Genomic DNA, 20,289 nt, shown 5'->3' with positions numbered 1-20,289 from the left:
CGTCAAAACTCCAGAACCACTTTGCTGTAAGTGGGGTCGTTGAAGGTTTCCTGTATCGCCTTGGCAAACGGCGTGTAGGTCACGCCGAAGGTGCCGGGCCAGTCATTGACCTCGAATTCGTCCTTGGCGCTGAGTGCAGCCAGCTGTTGGGTGGTGAAGGGTGGGTTCTTGTCGAACAGGCTCCATGTCCAGATCAGGCTGTAGAACAGGCCGTAGGGAATGCAAGCGATCACGGCCTTGGCGCCGGTGGCACGCTTGATTTCGCGAATGATATCGATGTAGTCGACTTTTTCGTGCCCCGATACGTTATAGATGCCGTCGCGCACACGGTTTTGTATGCAGCTGATGATGACATTGCAAAAATCGCCCACGTACAACGGCTGGCGCATGTAGCGGCCATGACCAGGAATAGGGAAGACCGGAACCTTCTTCATGAAGCGCGACAGCCAGCCCAGGTGTTTGCGGTCAAACCAGCCAAACATGAGCGTCGGGCGCAGCACCGGGCAGGGGATGCCACTTTCCAGCACCATCTTTTCCTGGTCTATTTTGCTTTTTGTGTAGAAGTCGTCGGCCACCGATTCGACCACCGAAGAGCTGATGTGCACCAGATAGTCGATGCTGTGCAGTTTGATCTGTTCAAGAATCAGGCGGGTGGCATCAACGTTGTTTTTGACGAATTCCTGATAGTCAATACCACCGATCTGTGCCTGCAGCATGACGACCACATTGGCACCGGCGAAGGCCTGTTGCCATTCGCCGGGCATGGACAGGTCACCAAAAATGGTGGTCACGTCAGGCTGTACGCGCTTGAGGATCTCCAGGTTTTCGCGGTGCTTGTCGATGACCACGATATTGCTGTAGCCCTTGGCCTTGAGGCGAGCTACCAGATTCTGTCCGACCAGCCCGGCACCGCCGGGCAGGATGATACGTTCATCAAGATTAATAGCGGTCATTGCGGGTCAACCTGGATGTCTTTGCGAAATTGGCACAACTGCAGTTCCTTGCCTACCACGCGGGCCACGCCAACGGCATAGCTGCCCTTGAGGTCGCGGGTGTCTATAACGCGGCCGAAGCCGGCGTTGCCGAGGTCGGATTTTTTGAAGAAGTCGTTTACATCAGGGCGTGCGTACTGGGTCGCATCATAGTAACGCACGTTCTGGTGGGCATCGGTGAGGGTGATGTAGACCTGTGACGGCAGCTGGTTGCGGGCCGCATCCACGACGGTCCAGCCCTTGGCTTCAATGGCGCCTGCGAGCTTCTGCGTGGTCGGGTTCGCGAAGTCAAGGCTACCAATGCATTGCGCTGGGGCCTTCGGTAGGTCCAGGCCCACGTTCGTCTGTGGCAGGCTGATGTAGCAGCCTGATACTTCGGCGACCTTCCACTGACCGTCTTTGTGTTGCTGGTTAACCAATTGGCCAAGGCTGGGCTTCTCAACCGGCGGGCACGCGACTACCGCGCCCAGGGGCGCGCCACCCAGGAAGGTCTCGGGGGATTCGATGGTCTTGTCCAGATCCTTGAAGCTGTTGGCAATGGTGAATGACTTGTGTTGTGCGTAGTAGACGATCGACGAACTCCAGTCGTTGCCGTACAGGGTAAATGCCTCGCCTTCCTTCATGTTGTGCTTCAGCGTGTCAGCCACCAGCAGGTCTCTGGAGTTGCTCAGGTCAATCTTCTGCCGCAGGTTTTCGCCGTACCCTTGTGCGAAGGTGCTGTAGTTGTTGGCCAGCAAGGCTACGAACAGCCCCAATATCCACAGGCGAGACTGCGGATGAGCGAGGCCTTCGGACAGCGCCACAGCCAGTGCGAAGATGATGAAAATGACGCTGGCCGACTGGTAGTAGCTATGGACTAGATGAAGATTGGTGAATAGGAACAGGGGCAACAATGCCAGGACGCAGCTCATCAGCACCACTAGGCGAGTTCTGGTGTCGCGAGCCATCAACAGGGCGCAAAGGATGATTGCGATACCGAAGACGCCCGACAGGTTGCCCTTGACGATGCGTGACCAGATGACCTCGCCATACAACAGCTTGGAAAAGCGTTGAGGCAAAGTACCCCAGTTCCATGTCGAGAGTGCGCTGGACGTCAGGGCGCTGCCGAATTCATTCTGGTTCTTGAGCACGTCAGTGTAGTGGGTCCAGGCAACCCCGAACACTATGGGCAGTGCGAACAGCAGAATGCCCAACGTGATGTTGCGTGCACTGATGGCCTTGAGCAGGCCCCCATTGCGCTGGATTTCGTGGACCAGGAATACCAGTGCCATTACCGCCAGCACCGGCAGGCCGGTGGTGGCTTTTTGCAGGATCGAAAGCGAAATCAGAGTGGTGAAATAAATCGCGTCCCGGTGGCGACCTGCGGCCAGGAAATCGAGGAAATACTTAATCGCGGCAACGGCGAAGAACACCGCCACCGTCTCGATCATGAAGGTGCGACCCCAGAACAGGTAAAGAGGGCTGGAGAACAGCAGACCGGCGAAAATATAGAAGCTGCGCGGGGCTAGCTTCAACGACAGGCAAATGGAGCGAGCCGGCAGCAGGCATAGCACCAAGAACACGAAAGAAACGATCCTGCCGACCTTGCCCAGATCGATGCCCGTGAACTTGCTGATCAGCGCCACCAGCGCCTGATAGAGCGGGAATTCAAACGGGATTGACCAGGGGGCGCCGGAGACGGGTGTTTCGTAGGCGAACTTGAAACCCTCCTTGATGAACCAGAAGGAGGTCAGCGCTGTTTGGGTCTGGCGAAAGCCGAACAATTCGAGCAATGGCTGCCCCGAAAAGCGAAACGCCAAATAGGTCGCGTAAAGCACCGTCAATACGGCAATGCATTTGATACTGCGCTCGATCAGCAGCTCATTATCTGCCAACTTGAATAGCTTCAAGGATCCACCCCAGCCCGTCTAAAAGTTTGAATATCAGAATTTTTTTTTTGAATATGAATTGCGGCAACTTCCGGATGACCATCATGATCAATGACCAGAAGCGCGGTACATTGTTATTGCGCAACAATTTGCGCCTGTAGCATAACTACAACATTCGCACTGCCCACCCGTCTGGAAGTGAGTGATTTCACATATTCATTTTTTTGAAGAGTGCGCCAGGAATTAACTTAATTATCATCATGATTAATACCCAGAATCCCGGGGCGTAGAGGACGTCAACTTTTCGGTCGGTACCTTTTACAATGCGTTGGGCCACCTGCTCAGGCTTGGCCAGCAGTGCAGCAGGTAATGATAGACCTTGAGTCATCGGTGTATCGACAAGCCCGGGCCTGATGTCGATGACATGTACACCGACTTTGTACAGCCGTGCTCGTAGACCTTCGCAAAAGGTGGAAACCGCAGCCTTGGCGGTACCGTATAAGTAGTTGGACGGACGACCGCGGTCGCCAGCTACCGAGGAAATCACAGCCAAGGTGCCACAACGCTGGGTTTCAAATTGGTTGGCCAGCAGCGTTAGCAGGGCGATCACCGACGTACCATTGTTGGCAAATTCCTGGAGCGCTACGCCGACGTCCTGCTCGCAGACTTTTTGATTGGGCAATGTGCCGTGCGCAATGAGCGCAATATCGATTTGCTGTAAGGTCGCTAGGCAACTGTCGAGCATTGCGCCGTGTGCTACAAAGTCGGTGGCATCCATGCAGTGAAGTGTTACTGATTTGGCGCCTCGACCTTTCAGGTCGGCTGCGGTTTGTTCTAGTTTTTCGAGGTTACGGGCCACGAGAAAAAATTCGCTGCCTTGTTCGGCCCATAGACGTGCACAGGCAGCGGCAATGGCCGATGTTGCACCAATAATTAGAATTCGTTTCATGCAGTAACTCGTTTCCAGAAGTGGGAATTCAGAGAGGGATCGCGCAGTGCTTCCAGTCGTTCCCATGCGGGGTATGCTTTGCGGAAATCGCCGCCGGTCATGTGGGCATCCTTGGCCGGATACAGGCGACCACCACTCTCGCGAACGATGGCATCCAGCCTTGCAAACAGCCGCACCAAGTCAGCCTTCTGCGGAAAGTCCAAGGCTAGAGAGGTGCCGGGGAGAGGGAAGGACAGCAGGCCTGGCGAGGCGATGTTGCCACAGCGTTTGAGCACGGCGAGAAACGAGCCTTGGCCAGAGTCTGCAATGGCTTCTAGCAACTCGTGCATGACTACCTCGGCCACTGCGTCGGGTATCACGCACTGGTATTGCTGGAAACCTCGGCGCCCGTAGATACGGTTCCAATGCAGTATGCGATCCAGCGGATAAAAGAAGGGCTCGTAGTCACCGCGTTTGCGTGTGCTCTGGGCAGGATGCACCCTCCAATACATATTATTGAAAGCTTGCAATGACAGGTTGTTGATTAGAGACACGGGCGGTGTCAGCGGCATGCTCAATTTCGCTCGCTCGTCCACTTCCAGTGAACCATAACGTGCGTGGTCACCTACGATGAATACGCCCCGCCCGGTCTGAGTGCCTTTTGCCAGGCAGTCGATCCAGGCGACACTGTATTCATGCTGGTGATCGAGTTCGGCGGACAGGCTGAAGAATTCGCCCAGATTGCCGAAACGCACTACGGTACTGTCGATCTGGCTGGTGCGAATGGGGATAAGCTGAATTTCTGCCCACACGATAATCCCAGTCAGACCTAAACCTCCAATAGTAGAGGTGTAAAATTCGGGATGCTCGGTAGGAGAGCAGGTCAGCACTCCTTCATTATGGCGCAATAAACCCAAACGCCGCACATGGTTGCCAAAGGTGCCGCGCAGGTGATGGTTCTTGCCATGGACATCGTTAGCGATGGCCCCGCCGAGGGTGGCAAACTGGGTGCCAGGTGTGACTGACAGGAACCAGCCCTGCGGGATGGAAATTGCCAGGATCTCGGCGAGGGTTACACCGGCCTCTGCTTGTACGGTTCCCTGCTGCCAATCAACCTGGATGAAGCGATTAAGAGCTCGCATGTGCAACACTTGATCGCTCGCGGCTAGGCAGCTGTCTCCATAACTACGTCCGTTGCCATACGGCAGGGTGCTCCCGTGCGTGGCGGCCACCGCATCGCGCAGAGACTCGACTTCGCTACGCCAGCTACAAGCGTGTGCAGTCTGCGGGGCATAGGGATAGCATCCCCAAGAGTGCAGCGGACGACTCATGCTGCTACCCAGAACACCAGCCCAAACAAAGCGCCAACGACCAGACTGCTGCGGTCGCGGATGGCGAACACTACAGGGTCATCATGCATTTGCCCGCGATGAGTGAGCATCCACACTCGAGTGATCCAGAACAAGAGCAGCGGGCAGGCTAGCCAGATCACCTGTGGGTGGGCATAAAGCCCGGTTGTAGCCTGATCATGGATGTATAGAGCCAAGACCATTACGGCTAGATAACCGGAAGACGCGCCCAGCGAGGAAATCATTTCCAGGTCGGCGGGATAGTAGCCTCGCCCACGGGTTTTCCCGGTATCGCCCTTGCGCCTTGCTTCGCGCAGTTCCGCGTAGCGCTTAACTAGTGCGAGGCTCAGGAACATGAACATCGAAAACGCCAAAATCCAGAATGTCAGTTCCAAGCCGAATGCTGCCGCGCCAGCTATGATGCGCAGGGTATAAAGCGCAGCCAGGGCGATCACATCGATAGCCATCTGTCGTTTCAATGACAGCGAATAGGCGAGAGTTAATATGTAGTATGCAATGAGGGTTCCGGAAAACTCCCAAGGCAGAAGCCATGCAGCCCCGGAAAAAGCGCCAACCAATAATACGGGAAAGAGCTGTAGCCCGGACTTGATCGACAATCGTCCAGCGGCAAATGGACGATGTCGTTTGGAGTGATGATGCCGGTCATCGGCGAGATCCAACAAGTCATTAAGTAGATAGACGCTAGAGGCGCATAGTCCAAAAAACAGAAAGGCCAATACTCCCTGCCATAGGAGCATGGGGTTGGTCAGTTGATGCGCCGCTATTAGAGGCACGAAAATCAGCGCATTCTTCATCCACTGGTGCAGCCGCAACGCCTTCAACCAGTCCTTCGCCCTGGAAGGATTGGAGTGAATCACCTGTTCGACATTGCCCTGTGCCCGAGCGCCACGCTCAACACCGGATTCCGGATTGACCACATAAGCCTTCCGGGCAACCGCCCAAACTGGGACGTCGTCATGAGAGTTACCCACGTAATCAAAGCCCTGCTCACTATAGTGCTCGACCAACAGATCGCGTTTACGATGGGCCGACAGGTTTCGCTTGCTGTCAGAGGCTAGCACCAGGTCAAACAATTGAAGATGTTCAGCAATGCGTTCGGCCAGGCTGTAATGGCTGGCTGTCGCCAGCACTACGGTCCGACCGGTACGCCGCTCGACTTCAATTAGTTCAATGACTGCAGGATCGAAAGGCAGGACACTGACGTCAATATGGGTGGCATGGGCGAGGCCTTCCTTTAAAGCCACCTTGCCTTTGGTCAACCAAATAAAGGGTTTAAACAGGCTCAATGGCTTATGCCGAACAAAAGCCATACCTGTTTCCAGCAGCAGATCGGAGCGCAGCAGGGTACCGTCGAGATCGACAATAAGCGGAATAGTGGGAGATGTAATTTGGACAGTCACAAGAGCTCTTCCTGAATATTGGCGACTCAAACAAAATAAGATCAGGAAAACAACGGAGATCTTAGCAAAGGCTACTAAAAGGCTATCAGGCTCTAATTTACGCGAAAGAATACCACGGCTGGCACATGGTTTCACGGGAAGTGGCTACTAAATTGTCTGACAGGGCATAGTGATCCGGGTGATCGCAAAGTCGTAATGCAGCCCATACCTCACTGGTCAACCTGATTGGATTCCCTCACAAAGAGTGAGGTGCGTCAGTAACCCCCGAGAATCATCCATTTTCACCGTTCTCTCCGTAGATCACTCCGCTCGCCTTGGAGTCGATTCCGGGCACCGATCCGCTTCTCGCAATTGCTGAATTTGATCTTTCCGCCCCGCCGCGCAAGGTCAGTGGCATTCGCTCGCAACTCCGGTTTACGACAGGAAGGCGAACGCTCGGCGCGGTTGGACGATTACACCCGCGCTCGACAGGTCCTACGCGAAGCCGTCAGTGGCTACATCCCCCGATGGCGATATCGTTGACTGAATCTACCAGCAACTTCGACTCGAGCCCTGATTGTTTCACATCCTGTAACGGACACATTTTTGACAGGTATTTGACCCCGTACTTTTCGTCTTTCTGAATCGCCCTCGTAATCTAGTGAAAATCCTTTATTGGGAGCGCAACGGGTTTTGCCTTTGGCTTAAGCGCCTGGAGTCTGAATGGTTCAAAACCTCGCCCGACATCACGGATGAGGTGATCGTGCTGACCGTACAAGAGCTGAACGTATCGTAAGCGCTCCATTAACCCCATATTTTAAAGGTTGGGATCTATGGCTATCTTGGAATTTTCGGCGTGTAGTTCCGCGGCAGCAAGGCTTCGAAGTCTTTGTCACGGTAAACGGGAAGCACATCTGGCGGTAGGTGTACTTCGTGGATTGCATACGTATAAACGACGGCGTCTCTCAGCAGCGCCGGGCGCGACCTGTGCCACGATAGTGTGAGCTCCTCGAAGCTCGCAATACCGAGACCTGCCGGATCCGAAGCGACAGGCGACGAGCGATCCAAGGCTCAGGAACTCCTACGCTCCTGACCTCCCTGACACGCTTTATCGCAACGACGTCATGGCAGAGCAGCAGCACAAGCGCCTTCAAAAGCAGCGCGCTCCAGTTCGCAGTTGGACGGTGCAAAGGCTGATTGAGCTGCAAGAAGACCAAGTGGCGTTGTATCATCCTCACCGCGTCATCAATGATGGCACGGGAATACGTGTGATCCAGTCTTCCAGCGAAGACATTTGCCCAGGCCTGACGAAGCGCCGGGCTATTGCCCTACGCGGCCAATGAGCTCCTGCAAGAATAGAAATTTCTTATCATCTGTAATTAATATCAGGCGGAAATGCATGCTGCACAAGGATAATAACTTGAACTTGTTACGGTTGGTTGCCGCGCTGATGGTTCTATATGCTCATTCATTCGATATTTACGGTAATACCCCGGAGATTTTTATTGGTATTGATTCCTATGGCGGGCTCGGGATCGCGATATTTTTTATCATTAGTGGTTATTTGATTTCAAAAAGTTGGAGTTTTGATCCTTCGGTCATTAGCTTTTTAGTTAAGCGATCGCTGCGAATATTTCCAGCCCTGATTGTTGTTGTGGTGCTAACTTCGTTTCTGCTTGGTCCCGTTTTTTCGACGTTGACAGTCAAGCAGTATTTTTCGGATCTGGCATTTGTTATGTACTTGAAGAATATAATTTTAAGTCCGGTATTTTATTTGCCGGGCGTGCTGGAGCACTCCAGAGTTGCCAATGTGATCAATGGTCCTCTATGGAGTTTGCCTATTGAGTTTTTCATGTATTTGGTAGTGGTGGCACTTGGGCTTCTATTCAATGGCGGTCGTCTGGTATACACAATTACCGCAGCATTGTTTGCGCTGATTGTAGTTTTTTGGTGCTGGCGAGATGCGCCTTTGCTGGTGGTTCACGGTACTGATGTAAGAAACATTCCGTTGATAGGCATCTATTTCATGATTGGGGCATGTTATGCGAAGTGGGGGCTCGAACGGTGGTTCAGTCTCTCCGGCGTAGCTGTCATGGTGATGATTACCCTTTTTCTGGCGCCGTATTTATCGTTTTCGAAGTCCCTGCTATGGCTTACGTTACCGTATGTCGTCTTGGCATATGGACTTTCCAGAAGTTGGTTGGGGAGCTTGGTTAATAAAGTGGGTGACTGCTCTTACGGTGTTTATATCTATGCTTTTCCGGTTCAGCAGTTTGTTTTGCTAAAATTCCCTGATATGGCCTATTCAACTTACCTTGTTGTTACAGTGGTCATTACGCTGGTTTTAGGATACGCCTCTTGGCATTTGATAGAGAAAAGGGTTCTCAAATTCAAGCCAAAAAATAAAGTCAGGTCTGTATCGAATGGTGCTGATGCCGATTCGGCGTTCAATCCTGTTGTGGGTGAGAAGCTCAATTCAGGGGCTTGAGCAAGTGTATGTATTTATAATGTAACAGTCACGCAGGTCACCTATGAAGCGCTACAGGGTCTGCCGTGCAGATGCCTGACGATCCTGAACTCCCCAAGGGTTCATGGAGCGCTTTCGATTGTTTCACATCCTGTAACGGACACACTTTTGACAGCTCCATCACATCGCCTAAGTTTGGGAGGCAGCTTCGGAAAAGCTGCTTCTTCCAATCGATGTCATGGAGCTTCATTTATGCGTACTGGCTATTTCTACTCTCTGGTTTTTGCCCTGCTCACCAGCGCCTCTATTGCGGCCATTGCTGCGCCGACGGCTGCGCCAGAGGCTGCCAAGGCACCCTTGGTGCTGGACGCTGCCGCCAAGCCTCAAACCGCCAAGGTCGATCTGAATGGGGCTGATGCACCAACTCTGCAACGGGAGTTGTCCGGGATCGGTGAGGCGAAGGCCAAGGCGATTGTTGCTTATCGTGAGAGTAATGGGCCATTTTCGTCGGTAGACGAACTGCTGGAAGTGAAGGGTATCGGCAAAGCCATTCTGGACAAGAATCGCGAGAAGCTGGAAGTGAACTAAGCTTATAAATCCACACTAGGAGGCCGGTCATTGACCGGCCTTTTTTGCTTATTGCTGCAGAGGGCTATCTGGCACCTTTTATCGGGATGCAAAAAATTACGGCTATCATATGGCGATAAAATTATGCCTATAATAAATCCGTCGTTCGCTGAAGCGTTCGTCTTCCCTTAAGCATCCACCCAGGAGCACTGTCATGAATTCTGTCCAGGCCCAAGGTACGGCCCTTGTCACCGGCGCATCTTCTGGCATCGGTGCGGTTTACGCGCAACGGTTGGCAGCGCGTGGTTTTGATTTATTGCTGGTCGCCCGTGATCAGGAACGGCTGGAGGCTGCCGCGAGCAAATTGCGCGCGGAGCATGGTGTTCAGGTTGAGGTGCTCAAGGCGGATCTGACGCAAAAGGATGATGTATTGAAGATTGAGCAGCGTCTGCGCAGCGATTCAAGCATCAGCCTATTGTTGAACAACGCCGGTATCGCGGCGGATGGTTTGTTGGCCAACGCCGACATGGATCAGATGGAGCGCTTGATTCAGTTGAACGTCACCACGGTGACGCGGTTGGCTTCTGCGGCGGCAGCCGGTTTTACCAAGGCCGGTCGTGGGACGATTATCAATATTGCGTCGGTGGTGGCGTTGTTTCCTGAGCGGTTCAATGCGACGTACAGCGCGAGCAAGGCTTATGTATTGAGCCTGACTCAGTCGTTGAATACTGAGCTGCAAGGCACCGGGGTTCAGGTGCAAGCGGTATTGCCAGGAGTGACGCGCACCGAGATTTTGGAGCGCTCAGGTATTGATGCGTCCCAGATTCCGGAGGACATGATCATGGACGCAGGGGAGATGGTCGACGCGGCGCTGTCGGGTCTGGATCAGGGTGAACTGATCACCATTCCTTCGTTACCGAATGTCTCCGAGTGGGAAGCTTTTATGGCGGCGCGTCATGCGATGGCGCCGAATCTGTCCAGAAGCATGGCAGCGGCGCGTTACAAGTGAGGCGCCATGAATCGATTGAGGTATTTGCGCTATGAGTAATCGTCGGGTGGTGGTCACGGGCATGGGCTTGGTGTGTCCGTTGGGGAGCGGCGTCGAAGCGGTCTGGGCGCGTATGTTGGCTGGACGCTCCGGGGTGCGGGCGTTGCCGGACGAGGTGGTTGCCGATCTGCCGGCCAAGGTCGGTGGCGTGGTGCCGACTCTGGCGGAAGATGCCGAGGCGGGTTTTGACCCGGATCGGGCGACGCCGCCCAAAGAGCAGAAGAAGATGGACCGTTTCATTGTGTTCGCCATGGAGGCGGCGCGTCAGGCAGTTGAGCAGGCTGGTTGGCAGGCGCTCGACGCCAATACCCAGGAGCGCACGGCCACTATTATCGGCTCGGGCGTGGGTGGTTTCGGCGCGATTGCCGATGCGGTGCGCACCACCGACAGCCGTGGTCCGCGACGGTTATCGCCGTTTACCATTCCTTCGTTTCTGGTCAACCTCGCCGCGGGCCATGTGTCGATCCAGCACGGTTTCAAGGGGCCTTTGGGGGCTCCGGTAACAGCGTGCGCGGCCGGGGTTCAGGCGATTGGTGACGCGGCGCGGCTGATTCGTTGCGGTGAGGCGGACATTGCGGTGTGTGGCGGCGCGGAAGCGGCGATCGATCGGGTCAGTCTCGCCGGATTTGCGGCGGCTCGGGCCCTGTCCAGCGGCTACAACGATACCCCGGAGCGTGCCTCGCGGCCGTTCGACAGTGGGCGCGATGGCTTCGTGATGGGCGAGGGTTCGGGCCTGCTGGTGATCGAATCCCTGGAACATGCCTTGGCACGCGGGGCTCAACCATTGGCCGAGCTGGTTGGTTACGGCACCAGCGCCGATGCCTATCATCTGACTGCGGGGCCGGAGGATGGCAGCGGTGCGCGTCGGGCGATGTCGCTGGCGCTGGCGCAGGCGGGCATTTCGCCGGCACAGGTGCAGCATCTCAACGCGCACGCCACCTCGACACCGGTTGGCGATTTGGGAGAGCTGGCGGCCATCAAGTCGTTGTTCGGCTCGGACAACAAGATCGCGGTGACGTCGACCAAGTCCGCCACCGGGCATCTGCTCGGCGCCGCAGGCGGAGTCGAGGCGATCTTTACCCTGTTGGCACTGCGAGATCAGGTGGTGCCGCCCACGCTCAACTTCGATAACCCGGATCCGGCCACCGAAGGCGTGGACATCGTCCACGGTCAGGCGCGACCAATGAACATCGACTACGCGATGTCCAACGGTTTCGGATTCGGCGGTGTGAACGCCAGCGTATTGTTCAAATACTGGGAGGATTAGTTCACGACAGGCAGGTGATGGCACGAATAGTGATTACTCATTCGCAGACGATTGTTGAACAATCACGAGGCGTTGAGTATGAGCAGCGGACTGTCCCTGGCCGACCACATCACATTGGAATTGCGCGCTGACATCATCGGCGGTCGTTTGCTGCCCGGCATGGCGCTGGTGGAAAACGATCTGGTGTCGGCTTACAACGCCTCGCGCAACACCATTCGCGAGGCGTTGCACCGTCTGGGGCAGGAAGGGCTGACCCGCTATGTCCGCAACAAGGGCGTGATGGTGCGCAGGCTGGGTGTCGATGATGTGCGCGATCTGTTCAAGGTTCGGCGCACCCTGGAACTGCAAGCCATCAGCGCCAGCCAGCCATTGCGTGAGTATCAGTCCGACCGGATGCTCGAAGCCCTGGAGGCCACAGAACTGGCCCGGGAGCGTGAGGACTGGCGCGCGGTCGGCACCCACAGCCTGGCCTTTCATCAACACATCGTCGGATTGCTGCGCAGTCCGTTGTTCGATGAGTTCTTCACCAACGTTGTCGCGCAACTGCGCCTGGTGTTTTGCACCGCTCCCGATGAATCACGTTTTCAGGCGCCCTGGCTGGCGCGTGACCGGCAGATACATGAGTTGCTGGCCGACGGCGACAAACGCGCGGCTGCGGACGCCATGAGCCGTTATCTTGACGACTCCGAACACCTCCTGTTGCAGATGCTTGCCCCTTCTTCCCATCACTGATCGAGGATTTTGTGCCATGTACAAAGACTATCCGGCGGCCTATCAAGTCAGCAAAGGCTCGGCCTTGCAGGTGGACACAGCCTTCTATGAACGGATCCGCGACCAGAAAGAGGGGCGCACGCTGATCGAGCAGTTCGAAGTGCCGATCCGCACCGGTCGCGCCTGGAATGTGCCGGCCGGGCATGTGTTCAGGGTCACGACCCCGGTCGGCCCGCAAGTCGGGGATTTCAACGTCTGGAATGCCCACGATCCGCGCGAGCGCTTGTGGGCGGCGCGGACCCGGCAGTTGCAGGGCGCCCATGTCAGCACCCATGACCGGCTCTGGTCGAACCTGCCATTTTTACGGCCGCTGGTGACCATTACCGACGACAGCCTGGCCGGTTATGGCATCGACGAACACGGCGGGCGTTTGCACGATTTGCTGGGAACGCGCTGCGATCCTTACGTGAACAAAATGCTTACCGGCGAAGACTTCCATCATCACTGCCACTCCAACCTGACTCGCGCCGTATTGCCCCATGGCCTGACCGAGTTCGATGTGCATGACGTGTTGAACATTTTCCAGTGCACCGGCCTGAACCACGACGACCTGTATTTCATGAAAGCCTGCCCGGCGCAGAAGGGCGACTATCTGGAGTTCTTTGCCGAGATTGATCTTTTGTGTGCGCTATCGACCTGCCCGGGTGGCGATCTGTCGCTGGCCATGTGGGGGCCGGATGCGCAGGATCCGTTGAGCGTCTGTCGCCCGCTGGGAGTAGAAATTTACCGGTTGGAGGATTCGTTGCTTGAAGGCTGGAGCCAGCCGGAGCGTGCGGCTTACAAGGGATTGCATGGCTTGCACATTGCCAAGGCGGCTTGGGAAAAGTGAAGGGTTTTTGTGGCGAGGGGGCTTGCCCCCTCACCACAATTTCGGTCAGCGGTCCTGCGCATCCTTGGCATCCGCTTCCGCGTTGCGTTCGGCGACGCGCTTACGTTGCTCTTCAGTCAATTCGACCTTGTTGGCGGTGTCACGCAGCATCATCAAACCGCCAACGATCGAGCCGATGGCAACGATCAGAATCAACCAGGCATACCAGGGCATAGGAGTTCTCCTTAAGGGCAGACCGGTGGACAAGGGTTTCGCCAACCGATCGTGCATACCACTTTTGAGCGATGGAATTTCGCAGTGGTTCCATTCTATGCCTGATCCGACAGCAGCACTGCGGCTGTTTAGAGCCCGGTCAACATCGCATCCGCCGGCGCATCGGCACGCAGTTGCGCGGTCAGCATGAAGTACACGAAACCCACTGCCATGAAGCCGAGGAAGATCAACCCGATCAAGGTGTTGAACCAGGCCATCGCCACCAGGCAAACCACCGCCAACACCAGCGCAATGAATGGCAGCAACGGGTAGCAAGGCGCGCGGAAAGTGCGTTCCAGGTTCGGTTCGGTTTTGCGCAGTTTGAACAGGCTGAGCATGCTCATGATGTACATCACGATCGCACCGAATACCGCCATGGTGATCATTGCCGCCGTCAGCGTCATGCCGCCGAGGTTGATCAAGCCGTCACTGTAGATCGCCGCGATGCCGATCACGCCACCGGCGATGATTGCCCGGTGCGGGGTCTGGAAACGCGACAGTTTGGCCAGCGATGCCGGCAAGTAACCGGCCCGGGCGAGGGCGAAGAACTGCCGCGAGTAGCCGAGGATGATCCCGTGGAAACTCGCCACCAGGCCGAACAGGCCGATCCACACCAGCATGTGCAACCAGCTGGAGCTTTCGCCAACCACGGCTTTCATCGCTTGCGGCAGCGGATCGTTGATGTTCGACAGGGTGCGCCAGTCGCCGACACCCCCGGCAAAGAACATCACGCCCATCGCCAGCAGCACCAGGGTCAGGATGCCGCTGATGTAGGCCTTGGGAATCGTGCGTTTCGGGTCCTTGGCTTCTTCGGCGGCCATGGCCGCGCCTTCGATGGCCAGGAAGAACCAGATGGCGAACGGGATCGCCGCGAACATCCCGGCAATCGCCGGCGCACCGAACACATCAGAGCCGGCCCAGCCGTTGAGGGCGAAGTTGCTGAAACTGAACGCCGGGGCGACCACGCCCATGAACACCAGCAGTTCGGCGACTGCCAATACGCAGACCACCAGTTCGAAGGTGGCGGCCAGTTTCACGCCGAGAATGTTCAGGCCCATGAACACGATGTACGCCCCGACCGCTGCGTGTTTCGGGTCGAGAGCGGGAAACTGCACGTTCAGATAGGCGCCGATCGCCAAGGCAATCGCCGGTGGCGCGAAGACGAATTCGATCAGCGTCGCCAACCCGGCAATCAACCCACCTTTCTCGCCAAAGGCTCGGCGGCTGTAGGCAAAGGGACCGCCAGCATGGGGAATCGCGGTGGTTAGCTCGGTAAAACTGAAGATGAAGCAGGTGTACATCGTGGCGACCATGAATGAGGTCACCAGAAAGCCCAGCGTACCGGCCACGCCCCAGCCGTAACTCCAGCCGAAGTACTCACCGGAAATCACCAGCCCGACCGCGATTCCCCACAGGTGCAGCGTGCCCAGCGTGGGTTTGAGTTGTGTGTTCATATGTTACCCCCTGAACGGTTTGGAAAGCTCGGGGGAGGGCGTGTGCAGCGGACGTGCCAGTGTTGTGATGGCAGTCGTAAAGCGCGAAAAGGTGTCGTATCGGGGATGTTCGCGGCGGATTAGCCGCTTTTTGTGCGCTAGTTGGGGGCAGTGTCGTCAGTGCTGCCGCCTTCGCGAGCAAGCCCGGGCACCACAGCAACCCCGGCATAAACCCACTCTTTACACATTCTTTATGTCCCGCCACACCCCTCGATCTCGCTCCTTTACAGCCTCCCTGCCGACAATCACTCCACACGCGGCAATACGCCGTAACACGGAGAACTTCCATGAGCGTTCTGGACGGAGTGTCACTGCTATTGGCAGTGGGGCTGTTCATTTATCTGTTGGTTGCGCTGTTGCGCGCGGACCGGAACTAGGAGCGGCTATGCACAGTTATGACTATTGGCTGATCCTCGCCTTCTTCGCCGTGGTGCTGATTCCGGCACCGTTTCTGGGGCGCTTCTACTACAAGGTGATGGAAGGGCAGCGTACCTGGCTTTCGCCGATTCTCGGCCCGGTGGAGCGTGGCTGCTATCGGGTGGCCGGCGTCGATCCGCAGGCCGAACAGAGTTGGCAGAAATACACCCTGGCCTTGCTCGCCTTCAACCTCGCGGGCTTTTTACTGTTGTTCGCGATCCTGATGTTCCAGGATCACTTGCCACTGAACCCGCAAAACCTGCCTGGCCAGGAGTGGACGCTGGCGTTCAATACCGCTGTCAGCTTCATGACCAATACCAATTGGCAGTCCTACAGTGGCGAAGCATCCCTGAGCTACTTGAGCCAGATGGTTGGTCTCACCGTGCAGAACTTCGTCAGCGCCGCCACCGGCCTGGCGGTTCTGGTTGCACTGTGTCGCGGCATCGGTCGCAAGTCGACCAAGACCTTGGGCAACTTCTGGGTCGACATGACCCGCGCCACCCTCTACGGCCTGCTGCCTCTGTGCTTGCTGCTGGCGCTGTATCTGGTGTGGCAGGGCGTGCCGCAAACCTTCGCGCAGTATGTGAATGCCGTGACGATGCAAGGCGTCGATCAGGTGATCCCGCTCGGCCCGGCCGCCAGCCAGATTGCGATCAAGCAACTGGGCACCAACGGCGGTGGCTTCTTCGGCGTCAACTCGGCACATCCGTTCGAGAATCCGACGGCGTGGAGCAACCTGTTCGAAGTCGCCTCGATCATTCTGATCCCGGTGGCGCTGGTGTTCACCTTCGGCCATTACGTCAAAGACCTGCGTCAGAGCCGCGCGATCATCGCCTGCATGCTGGCGCTGTTTTTGATCGGCGGCGCGACTTCGCTGTGGGCTGAATACCAACCCAATCCGACCCTGGCCAACGTCGCCGTCGAACAGACCGCGCCGCTGGAAGGCAAGGAAGCACGTTTCGGCACCACCGCCACCGTGCTGTGGTCGGTGACCACTACCGCAGCGTCCAACGGTTCGGTCAACGGCATGCACGACAGCCTCAGCCCGCTGAGTGGCATGGTCGCGATGGTCAACATGATGGTCGGCGAGGTGATCTTCGGCGGTGTCGGTGCCGGGCTCTACGGCATGTTGCTCAACGTGTTGATCGCGGTGTTCCTCGCCGGGCTGATGATCGGTCGCACGCCGGAATACCTCGGCAAGAAACTGCAAGCCCGGGAAGTTCAGCTGCTGGTGGTGACCTTGCTGGTGATGCCGGTGGGCGTGCTGGTGCTCGGCGCGATTGCCGCCAGCCTGCCAGGGCCGGTGGCGGCGGTGAGCAACCCCGGTGCTCATGGTTTCAGTCAGTTGCTTTACGCCTACACCTCGGCCAGTGCCAACAACGGCTCTGCCTTCGGCGGCTTCGGTGCCAACACTGCGTTCCACAACCTGATGCTGGGGCTGGGCATGTTGATCGGGCGCTTCGGTTACATCCTTCCGGTGTTGGCCCTGGCCGGCAGCCTGGCGATGAAGAAAACCGCGCCGATTGGCCAGAACAGCTTCCCCACCCATGGCCCGCTGTTCGTGACCTTGCTGACCGTGACCATTTTGCTGGTGGGTGGTTTGACCTTCTTGCCGACACTGGCGCTGGGTCCTATCGCTGAACACTTGAGCATGGGCTTCTGAGGATCTAATGATGAATATGCCCGTTACCAAAACCGTCGCCGCCAAAGCGCCGGAACAACCGAAAACTGCGATCTCGGCCCTCTGGCGCCCGGCGCTGGTGCAAGCGTTCGTCAAGCTCGACCCACGGCAATTGCAGCGTGCGCCGGTGATGCTGGTGGTGGAACTGACCGCCATCCTCACCACCGTGTTGTGCTTCATTCCCGACAGCGCCGTGCCGACCTTCGTCGCCGCGCAAATCGCGTTGTGGTTGTGGTTCACCGTACTGTTCGCCAACTTCGCCGAAGCGTTGGCCGAAGGTCGCGGCAAGGCCCGCGCCGACAGTCTCAAGGCCGGCAGTGTTGGCTTGAGCGCCCGGCGCAAAAGTGCCAATGGCAGCTTTCAGGTAGTGCCCGCCGTCAGCCTGCGCAAGGGCGATGTGGTGCGCGTCGAAGCGGGGGAGATGATTCCCGGTGACGGCGAGGTGATCGAAGGCATCGCGGCGGTCAACGAAGCGGCGATTACCGGTGAATCGGCGCCCGTGATTCGCGAGTCCGGCGGCGACCGTTCGGCCGTCACCGGCAACACTCGACTGGTGTCGGACTGGCTGCTGGTGCGCATCACCGCCAACCCCGGCGAGTCGACCCTCGACCGCATGATCGCGCTGGTCGAGGGCGCCAAACGCCAGAAAACCCCGAACGAAGTCGCGCTGGATATCCTGCTGATCGGCCTGACCCTGATCTTCCTGCTGGTGGTGGTGACCCTGCAACCGTTCGCCCACTTCGCCAACGGCAACCTGCCGCTGGTGTTCCTGGTGGCGCTGTTGGTCACGCTGATTCCGACCACCATTGGTGGCTTGCTGTCGGCCATCGGTATCGCCGGGATGGACCGTCTGGTGCGCCTGAACGTGATCGCCAAATCCGGTCGCGCCGTGGAAGCGGCGGGGGACGTGCACGTCCTGCTGCTGGACAAGACCGGCACCATCACCTTCGGCAACCGTCGCTGCAGCGCGGTTTATGCCGCACCAGGCGTCAGCGCCAAGGAACTGGCCGAAGGCGCGTTGTTCGCCTCTCTGGCCGATGACACCGCTGAAGGCAAATCCATCGTCGAGTACCTGCGCGGTCTTCACTCGCACCCCGAACCGTCCCCCGAAGTACTGACCGCCGTGCCGTTCAGCGCTGAAACCCGCCTGTCCGGTGTCGACTATCAGGGCCGGGTCTATCGCAAGGGCGCGGTGGATTCGCTGCTGAATTTCGTCGGTCTGAAACGCGCTGATCTGGCTCCCGCCCTGTCCCGGGAAATCGACAAGATCGCCCAGAGCGGTGGTACGCCTCTGCTGGTGTGCGCCGACGGCAAATTGCTCGGTGTGATTCATCTGAAGGACGTGGTCAAACCCGGCATCCGCGAACGTTTCGCCGAACTGCGCAAGCTGGGGATTCGCACGGTCATGGTTACCGGCGACAACCCGCTGACCGCCGCCGCGATTGCTGCCGAAGCGGGCGTGGATGACGTACTGGCCGAAGCCACGCCGGAGAAGAAACTGGCGCGCATTCGCCATGAGCAGAACGACGGTCGGCTGGTTGCCATGTGCGGCGACGGCGCCAACGACGCCCCGGCCCTGGCTCAGGCGGACGTGGGCATGGCGATGAACGACGGCACGCAAGCTGCGCGGGAAGCGGCGAACATGGTCGACCTCGACAGCGACCCGACCAAGCTGTTGGACGTGGTGCAGATCGGCAAGGAATTGTTGGTGACCCGTGGTGCGCTGACCACCTTTTCCATCGCCAACGACGTGGCCAAATACTTCGCGATCCTGCCGGCGCTGTTCGCCTCGATCTACCCGCAATTGGGTGTGCTCAACGTCATGCACCTGCGCAGTCCGCAGAGCGCGATTCTGTCGGCGATCGTGTTCAACGCCCTGATCATTGTGGTGCTGATTCCACTGGCGCTGCGCGGTGTGCGAGTGCAGGCGGCGAGTGCGGCGGCGTTGTTGCGACGCAATCTGCTGATCTATGGACTGGGCGGGATTCTGGTGCCGTTCGTGGGCATCAAGGCGATCGACATGCTGTTGACGGCGTTGCATCTGGTTTAGCGGTTGTTGTTTGAGGCAGGGGCTTTTGTGGCGAGGGAGCTTTTGTGGTGAGGGGGCTTGCCCCCGTTGGACTGCGTAGCAGTCCTGAAACCAGCCAACTCGTTGGGCCAGACAGCTCGCGGTTGCCGTATTGGGGCTGCTGCGCAACCCAACGGGGGCAAGCCCCCTCACCACAAGAAGCACTATTGCCTGAGCAGTAGCATCCAGACCTGAGTTTTTTATCGAATCGAGGATTTTGAAATGTCCACACTGATACGTCCGGCCCTGAGCCTGCTGGTGCTGATGACCCTGATCACCGGCGTCGCTTACCCCTTGGTGGTGACCGGCGTTGCCCAGGTTGCCTTCCCGGACCAGGCCAATGGCAGCCTGGTGCGCGACGCCGACGGCAAGGTCCGTGGCTCGTCGCTGATTGCCCAGGATTTTGTCGGCGACGCCTGGTTCCACCCACGGCCATCGGCCGGTGCCTTTGCCACTGTGTCGAGCAGCGCCAGCAACCTTTCGCCGAGTAATCCGGCGCTGGCCACTCGGGTGATCGAGGAGGCCAATAAGCTGCAGGTGGCCGGGCAGGGACCGGTGCCGTTGGCCATGCTGACCACCTCCGGCAGCGGCCTCGATCCGCACTTGCCACCAGAGTCGATTACCTATCAACTGGCGCGTGTCGCGGCAGCGCGCAATCTGCCGGTGTCTACGCTTGAACAACTGCTGGATGCGCACATCGAGCGGCCGTTGGTGGGGCCGCCGGTGGTGAATGTGTTTGAGTTGAATGCGGCGCTGGAAAAGTTGTAAAGGTTGGAAGGTTGGAAGGATCGTTCCCTCGCTCTGCGTGGGAATGCATCTATGGACGCTCTGCGTCCGCTTCGACTGGGACGCGGAGCGTCCCTGGCTGCATTCCCACGCAGAGCATGGGAAC

17 protein-coding genes and 1 pseudogene are annotated in these 20,289 nt (G+C 57.5%); 11 read left to right on the top strand and 7 right to left on the bottom strand.

Features of this window, described 5'->3' with window-relative positions; genetic code table 11:
* Positions 1-2: 2 nt before the first annotated feature.
* The 5 genes from AC1DQM_RS27065 to AC1DQM_RS27045 all read right to left on the bottom strand — a co-directional run bounded on the left by AC1DQM_RS27065 (position 3) and on the right by AC1DQM_RS27045 (position 6,558).
* Entirely contained in the window at positions 3-953 is a 951-nt protein-coding gene (locus AC1DQM_RS27065) for an NAD-dependent epimerase/dehydratase family protein (RefSeq protein WP_436275210.1), read from the bottom strand.
* Positions 950-2,881: an ArnT family glycosyltransferase gene (locus tag AC1DQM_RS27060; RefSeq protein ID WP_477747107.1), complete on the bottom strand. Its 1,932-nt coding sequence runs from the start codon at positions 2,879-2,881 to the stop codon at positions 950-952. The genes AC1DQM_RS27065 and AC1DQM_RS27060 overlap by 4 nt, the downstream gene beginning before the upstream one ends.
* A 187-nt stretch (positions 2,882-3,068) precedes the next feature.
* A complete protein-coding gene (locus AC1DQM_RS27055) occupies positions 3,069-3,809 on the bottom strand; it encodes an SDR family oxidoreductase (RefSeq protein ID WP_477747106.1) in 741 nt (246 codons plus the stop codon).
* A complete protein-coding gene (locus AC1DQM_RS27050; protein WP_310397275.1) occupies positions 3,806-5,119 on the bottom strand; it encodes an FAD-binding oxidoreductase in 1,314 nt (437 codons plus the stop codon). The genes AC1DQM_RS27055 and AC1DQM_RS27050 overlap by 4 nt, the downstream gene beginning before the upstream one ends.
* The gene (locus AC1DQM_RS27045) at positions 5,116-6,558 is read right to left on the bottom strand and encodes a UbiA family prenyltransferase (protein ID WP_477747105.1); all 1,443 of its coding nucleotides are present in this window, start codon (positions 6,556-6,558) and stop codon (positions 5,116-5,118) included. Before AC1DQM_RS27045 ends, AC1DQM_RS27050 begins: the two co-directional genes overlap by 4 nt.
* 604 nt (positions 6,559-7,162) lie before the next feature.
* Here AC1DQM_RS27045 and tnpB point away from each other — a divergent pair.
* The 7 genes and pseudogenes from tnpB to AC1DQM_RS27010 all read left to right on the top strand — a co-directional run.
* Positions 7,163-7,333, top strand: a pseudogene (tnpB, locus tag AC1DQM_RS27040) (IS66 family insertion sequence element accessory protein TnpB); the annotation flags it as partial.
* Positions 7,334-7,936: 603 nt separating this feature from the next.
* Positions 7,937-9,025 carry an acyltransferase family protein gene (locus AC1DQM_RS27035; protein ID WP_477747104.1) on the top strand — a complete coding sequence of 363 codons (1,089 nt, stop codon included), beginning with the start codon at positions 7,937-7,939 and terminating at the stop codon, positions 9,023-9,025.
* Positions 9,026-9,256: 231 nt separating this feature from the next.
* Positions 9,257-9,592: a ComEA family DNA-binding protein gene (locus AC1DQM_RS27030; protein WP_192350957.1), complete on the top strand. Its 336-nt coding sequence runs from the start codon at positions 9,257-9,259 to the stop codon at positions 9,590-9,592.
* A 193-nt stretch (positions 9,593-9,785) separates the two neighbouring features.
* A complete protein-coding gene (locus AC1DQM_RS27025; RefSeq protein WP_477747103.1) occupies positions 9,786-10,580 on the top strand; it encodes an SDR family NAD(P)-dependent oxidoreductase in 795 nt (264 codons plus the stop codon).
* A 31-nt stretch (positions 10,581-10,611) separates the two neighbouring features.
* On the top strand, positions 10,612-11,886 hold the full coding sequence (fabF, locus tag AC1DQM_RS27020; RefSeq protein WP_477747102.1) for a beta-ketoacyl-ACP synthase II: 1,275 nt from the start codon (positions 10,612-10,614) through the stop codon (positions 11,884-11,886).
* A 78-nt stretch (positions 11,887-11,964) separates the two neighbouring features.
* Positions 11,965-12,618 carry a GntR family transcriptional regulator gene (locus AC1DQM_RS27015; protein ID WP_018929820.1) on the top strand — a complete coding sequence of 218 codons (654 nt, stop codon included), beginning with the start codon at positions 11,965-11,967 and terminating at the stop codon, positions 12,616-12,618.
* 16 nt (positions 12,619-12,634) lie between these two features.
* Positions 12,635-13,486, top strand: coding sequence for an urea carboxylase-associated family protein (locus tag AC1DQM_RS27010; protein WP_064616696.1), 852 nt, complete (start codon positions 12,635-12,637; stop codon positions 13,484-13,486).
* 45 nt (positions 13,487-13,531) lie between these two features.
* Here the strand turns inward: AC1DQM_RS27010 and AC1DQM_RS27005 are convergent, their stop codons facing one another.
* Positions 13,532-13,699, bottom strand: a complete 168-nt coding sequence (locus tag AC1DQM_RS27005; RefSeq protein ID WP_008006000.1) for a DUF2897 family protein — start codon at positions 13,697-13,699, stop codon at positions 13,532-13,534.
* A gap of 128 nt (positions 13,700-13,827) precedes the next feature.
* Entirely contained in the window at positions 13,828-15,192 is a 1,365-nt protein-coding gene (gene eat / locus AC1DQM_RS27000; RefSeq protein ID WP_413694714.1) for an ethanolamine permease, read from the bottom strand.
* A 326-nt stretch (positions 15,193-15,518) separates the two neighbouring features.
* On the opposite strand from eat, the gene kdpF reads away from it, so the two are divergent.
* From kdpF to kdpC, 4 genes are all read left to right on the top strand, one after another.
* The gene (gene kdpF, locus AC1DQM_RS26995) at positions 15,519-15,608 is read left to right on the top strand and encodes a K(+)-transporting ATPase subunit F (protein WP_007899818.1); all 90 of its coding nucleotides are present in this window, start codon (positions 15,519-15,521) and stop codon (positions 15,606-15,608) included.
* An 8-nt stretch (positions 15,609-15,616) separates the two neighbouring features.
* Positions 15,617-17,311, top strand: a complete 1,695-nt coding sequence (gene kdpA / locus AC1DQM_RS26990) for a potassium-transporting ATPase subunit KdpA (RefSeq protein WP_477747101.1) — start codon at positions 15,617-15,619, stop codon at positions 17,309-17,311.
* Between the two features lie 10 nt (positions 17,312-17,321).
* On the top strand, positions 17,322-19,379 hold the full coding sequence (gene kdpB / locus AC1DQM_RS26985) for a potassium-transporting ATPase subunit KdpB (RefSeq protein ID WP_477747100.1): 2,058 nt from the start codon (positions 17,322-17,324) through the stop codon (positions 19,377-19,379).
* 240 nt (positions 19,380-19,619) lie between these two features.
* Positions 19,620-20,165 (top strand): potassium-transporting ATPase subunit KdpC, encoded by a 546-nt coding sequence (gene kdpC / locus AC1DQM_RS26980; protein WP_064616700.1) that lies wholly within the window; start codon positions 19,620-19,622, stop codon positions 20,163-20,165.
* Positions 20,166-20,289: the final 124 nt, after the last annotated feature.

The sequence above is a fragment of the Pseudomonas sp. 01L34 genome (genome assembly GCF_056400265.1).
The sequence above is the reverse complement of the archived record's forward strand: the minus strand, read 5'-3'. Positions and strand labels throughout refer to the sequence as shown.

Bases quoted from the DNA above. Each gene is read 5' to 3' on its own strand.
- AC1DQM_RS27065 (WP_436275210.1), bottom strand. From the start codon at position 953: ATGACCGCTATTAATCTTGATGAACGTATCATCCTGCCCGGCGGTGCC.
- AC1DQM_RS27055 (WP_477747106.1), bottom strand. From the start codon at position 3,809: ATGAAACGAATTCTAATTATTGGTGCAACATCGGCCATTGCCGCTGCC.
- AC1DQM_RS27050 (WP_310397275.1), bottom strand. From the start codon at position 5,119: ATGAGTCGTCCGCTGCACTCTTGGGGATGCTATCCCTATGCCCCGCAG.
- AC1DQM_RS27035 (WP_477747104.1), top strand. From the start codon at position 7,937: ATGCTGCACAAGGATAATAACTTGAACTTGTTACGGTTGGTTGCCGCG.
- AC1DQM_RS27030 (WP_192350957.1), top strand. From the start codon at position 9,257: ATGCGTACTGGCTATTTCTACTCTCTGGTTTTTGCCCTGCTCACCAGC.
- AC1DQM_RS27025 (WP_477747103.1), top strand. From the start codon at position 9,786: ATGAATTCTGTCCAGGCCCAAGGTACGGCCCTTGTCACCGGCGCATCT.
- fabF (WP_477747102.1), top strand. From the start codon at position 10,612: ATGAGTAATCGTCGGGTGGTGGTCACGGGCATGGGCTTGGTGTGTCCG.
- AC1DQM_RS27015 (WP_018929820.1), top strand. From the start codon at position 11,965: ATGAGCAGCGGACTGTCCCTGGCCGACCACATCACATTGGAATTGCGC.
- AC1DQM_RS27010 (WP_064616696.1), top strand. From the start codon at position 12,635: ATGTACAAAGACTATCCGGCGGCCTATCAAGTCAGCAAAGGCTCGGCC.
- AC1DQM_RS27005 (WP_008006000.1), bottom strand. From the start codon at position 13,699: ATGCCCTGGTATGCCTGGTTGATTCTGATCGTTGCCATCGGCTCGATC.
- eat (WP_413694714.1), bottom strand. From the start codon at position 15,192: ATGAACACACAACTCAAACCCACGCTGGGCACGCTGCACCTGTGGGGA.
- kdpF (WP_007899818.1), top strand. From the start codon at position 15,519: ATGAGCGTTCTGGACGGAGTGTCACTGCTATTGGCAGTGGGGCTGTTC.
- kdpA (WP_477747101.1), top strand. From the start codon at position 15,617: ATGCACAGTTATGACTATTGGCTGATCCTCGCCTTCTTCGCCGTGGTG.
- kdpB (WP_477747100.1), top strand. From the start codon at position 17,322: ATGAATATGCCCGTTACCAAAACCGTCGCCGCCAAAGCGCCGGAACAA.
- kdpC (WP_064616700.1), top strand. From the start codon at position 19,620: ATGTCCACACTGATACGTCCGGCCCTGAGCCTGCTGGTGCTGATGACC.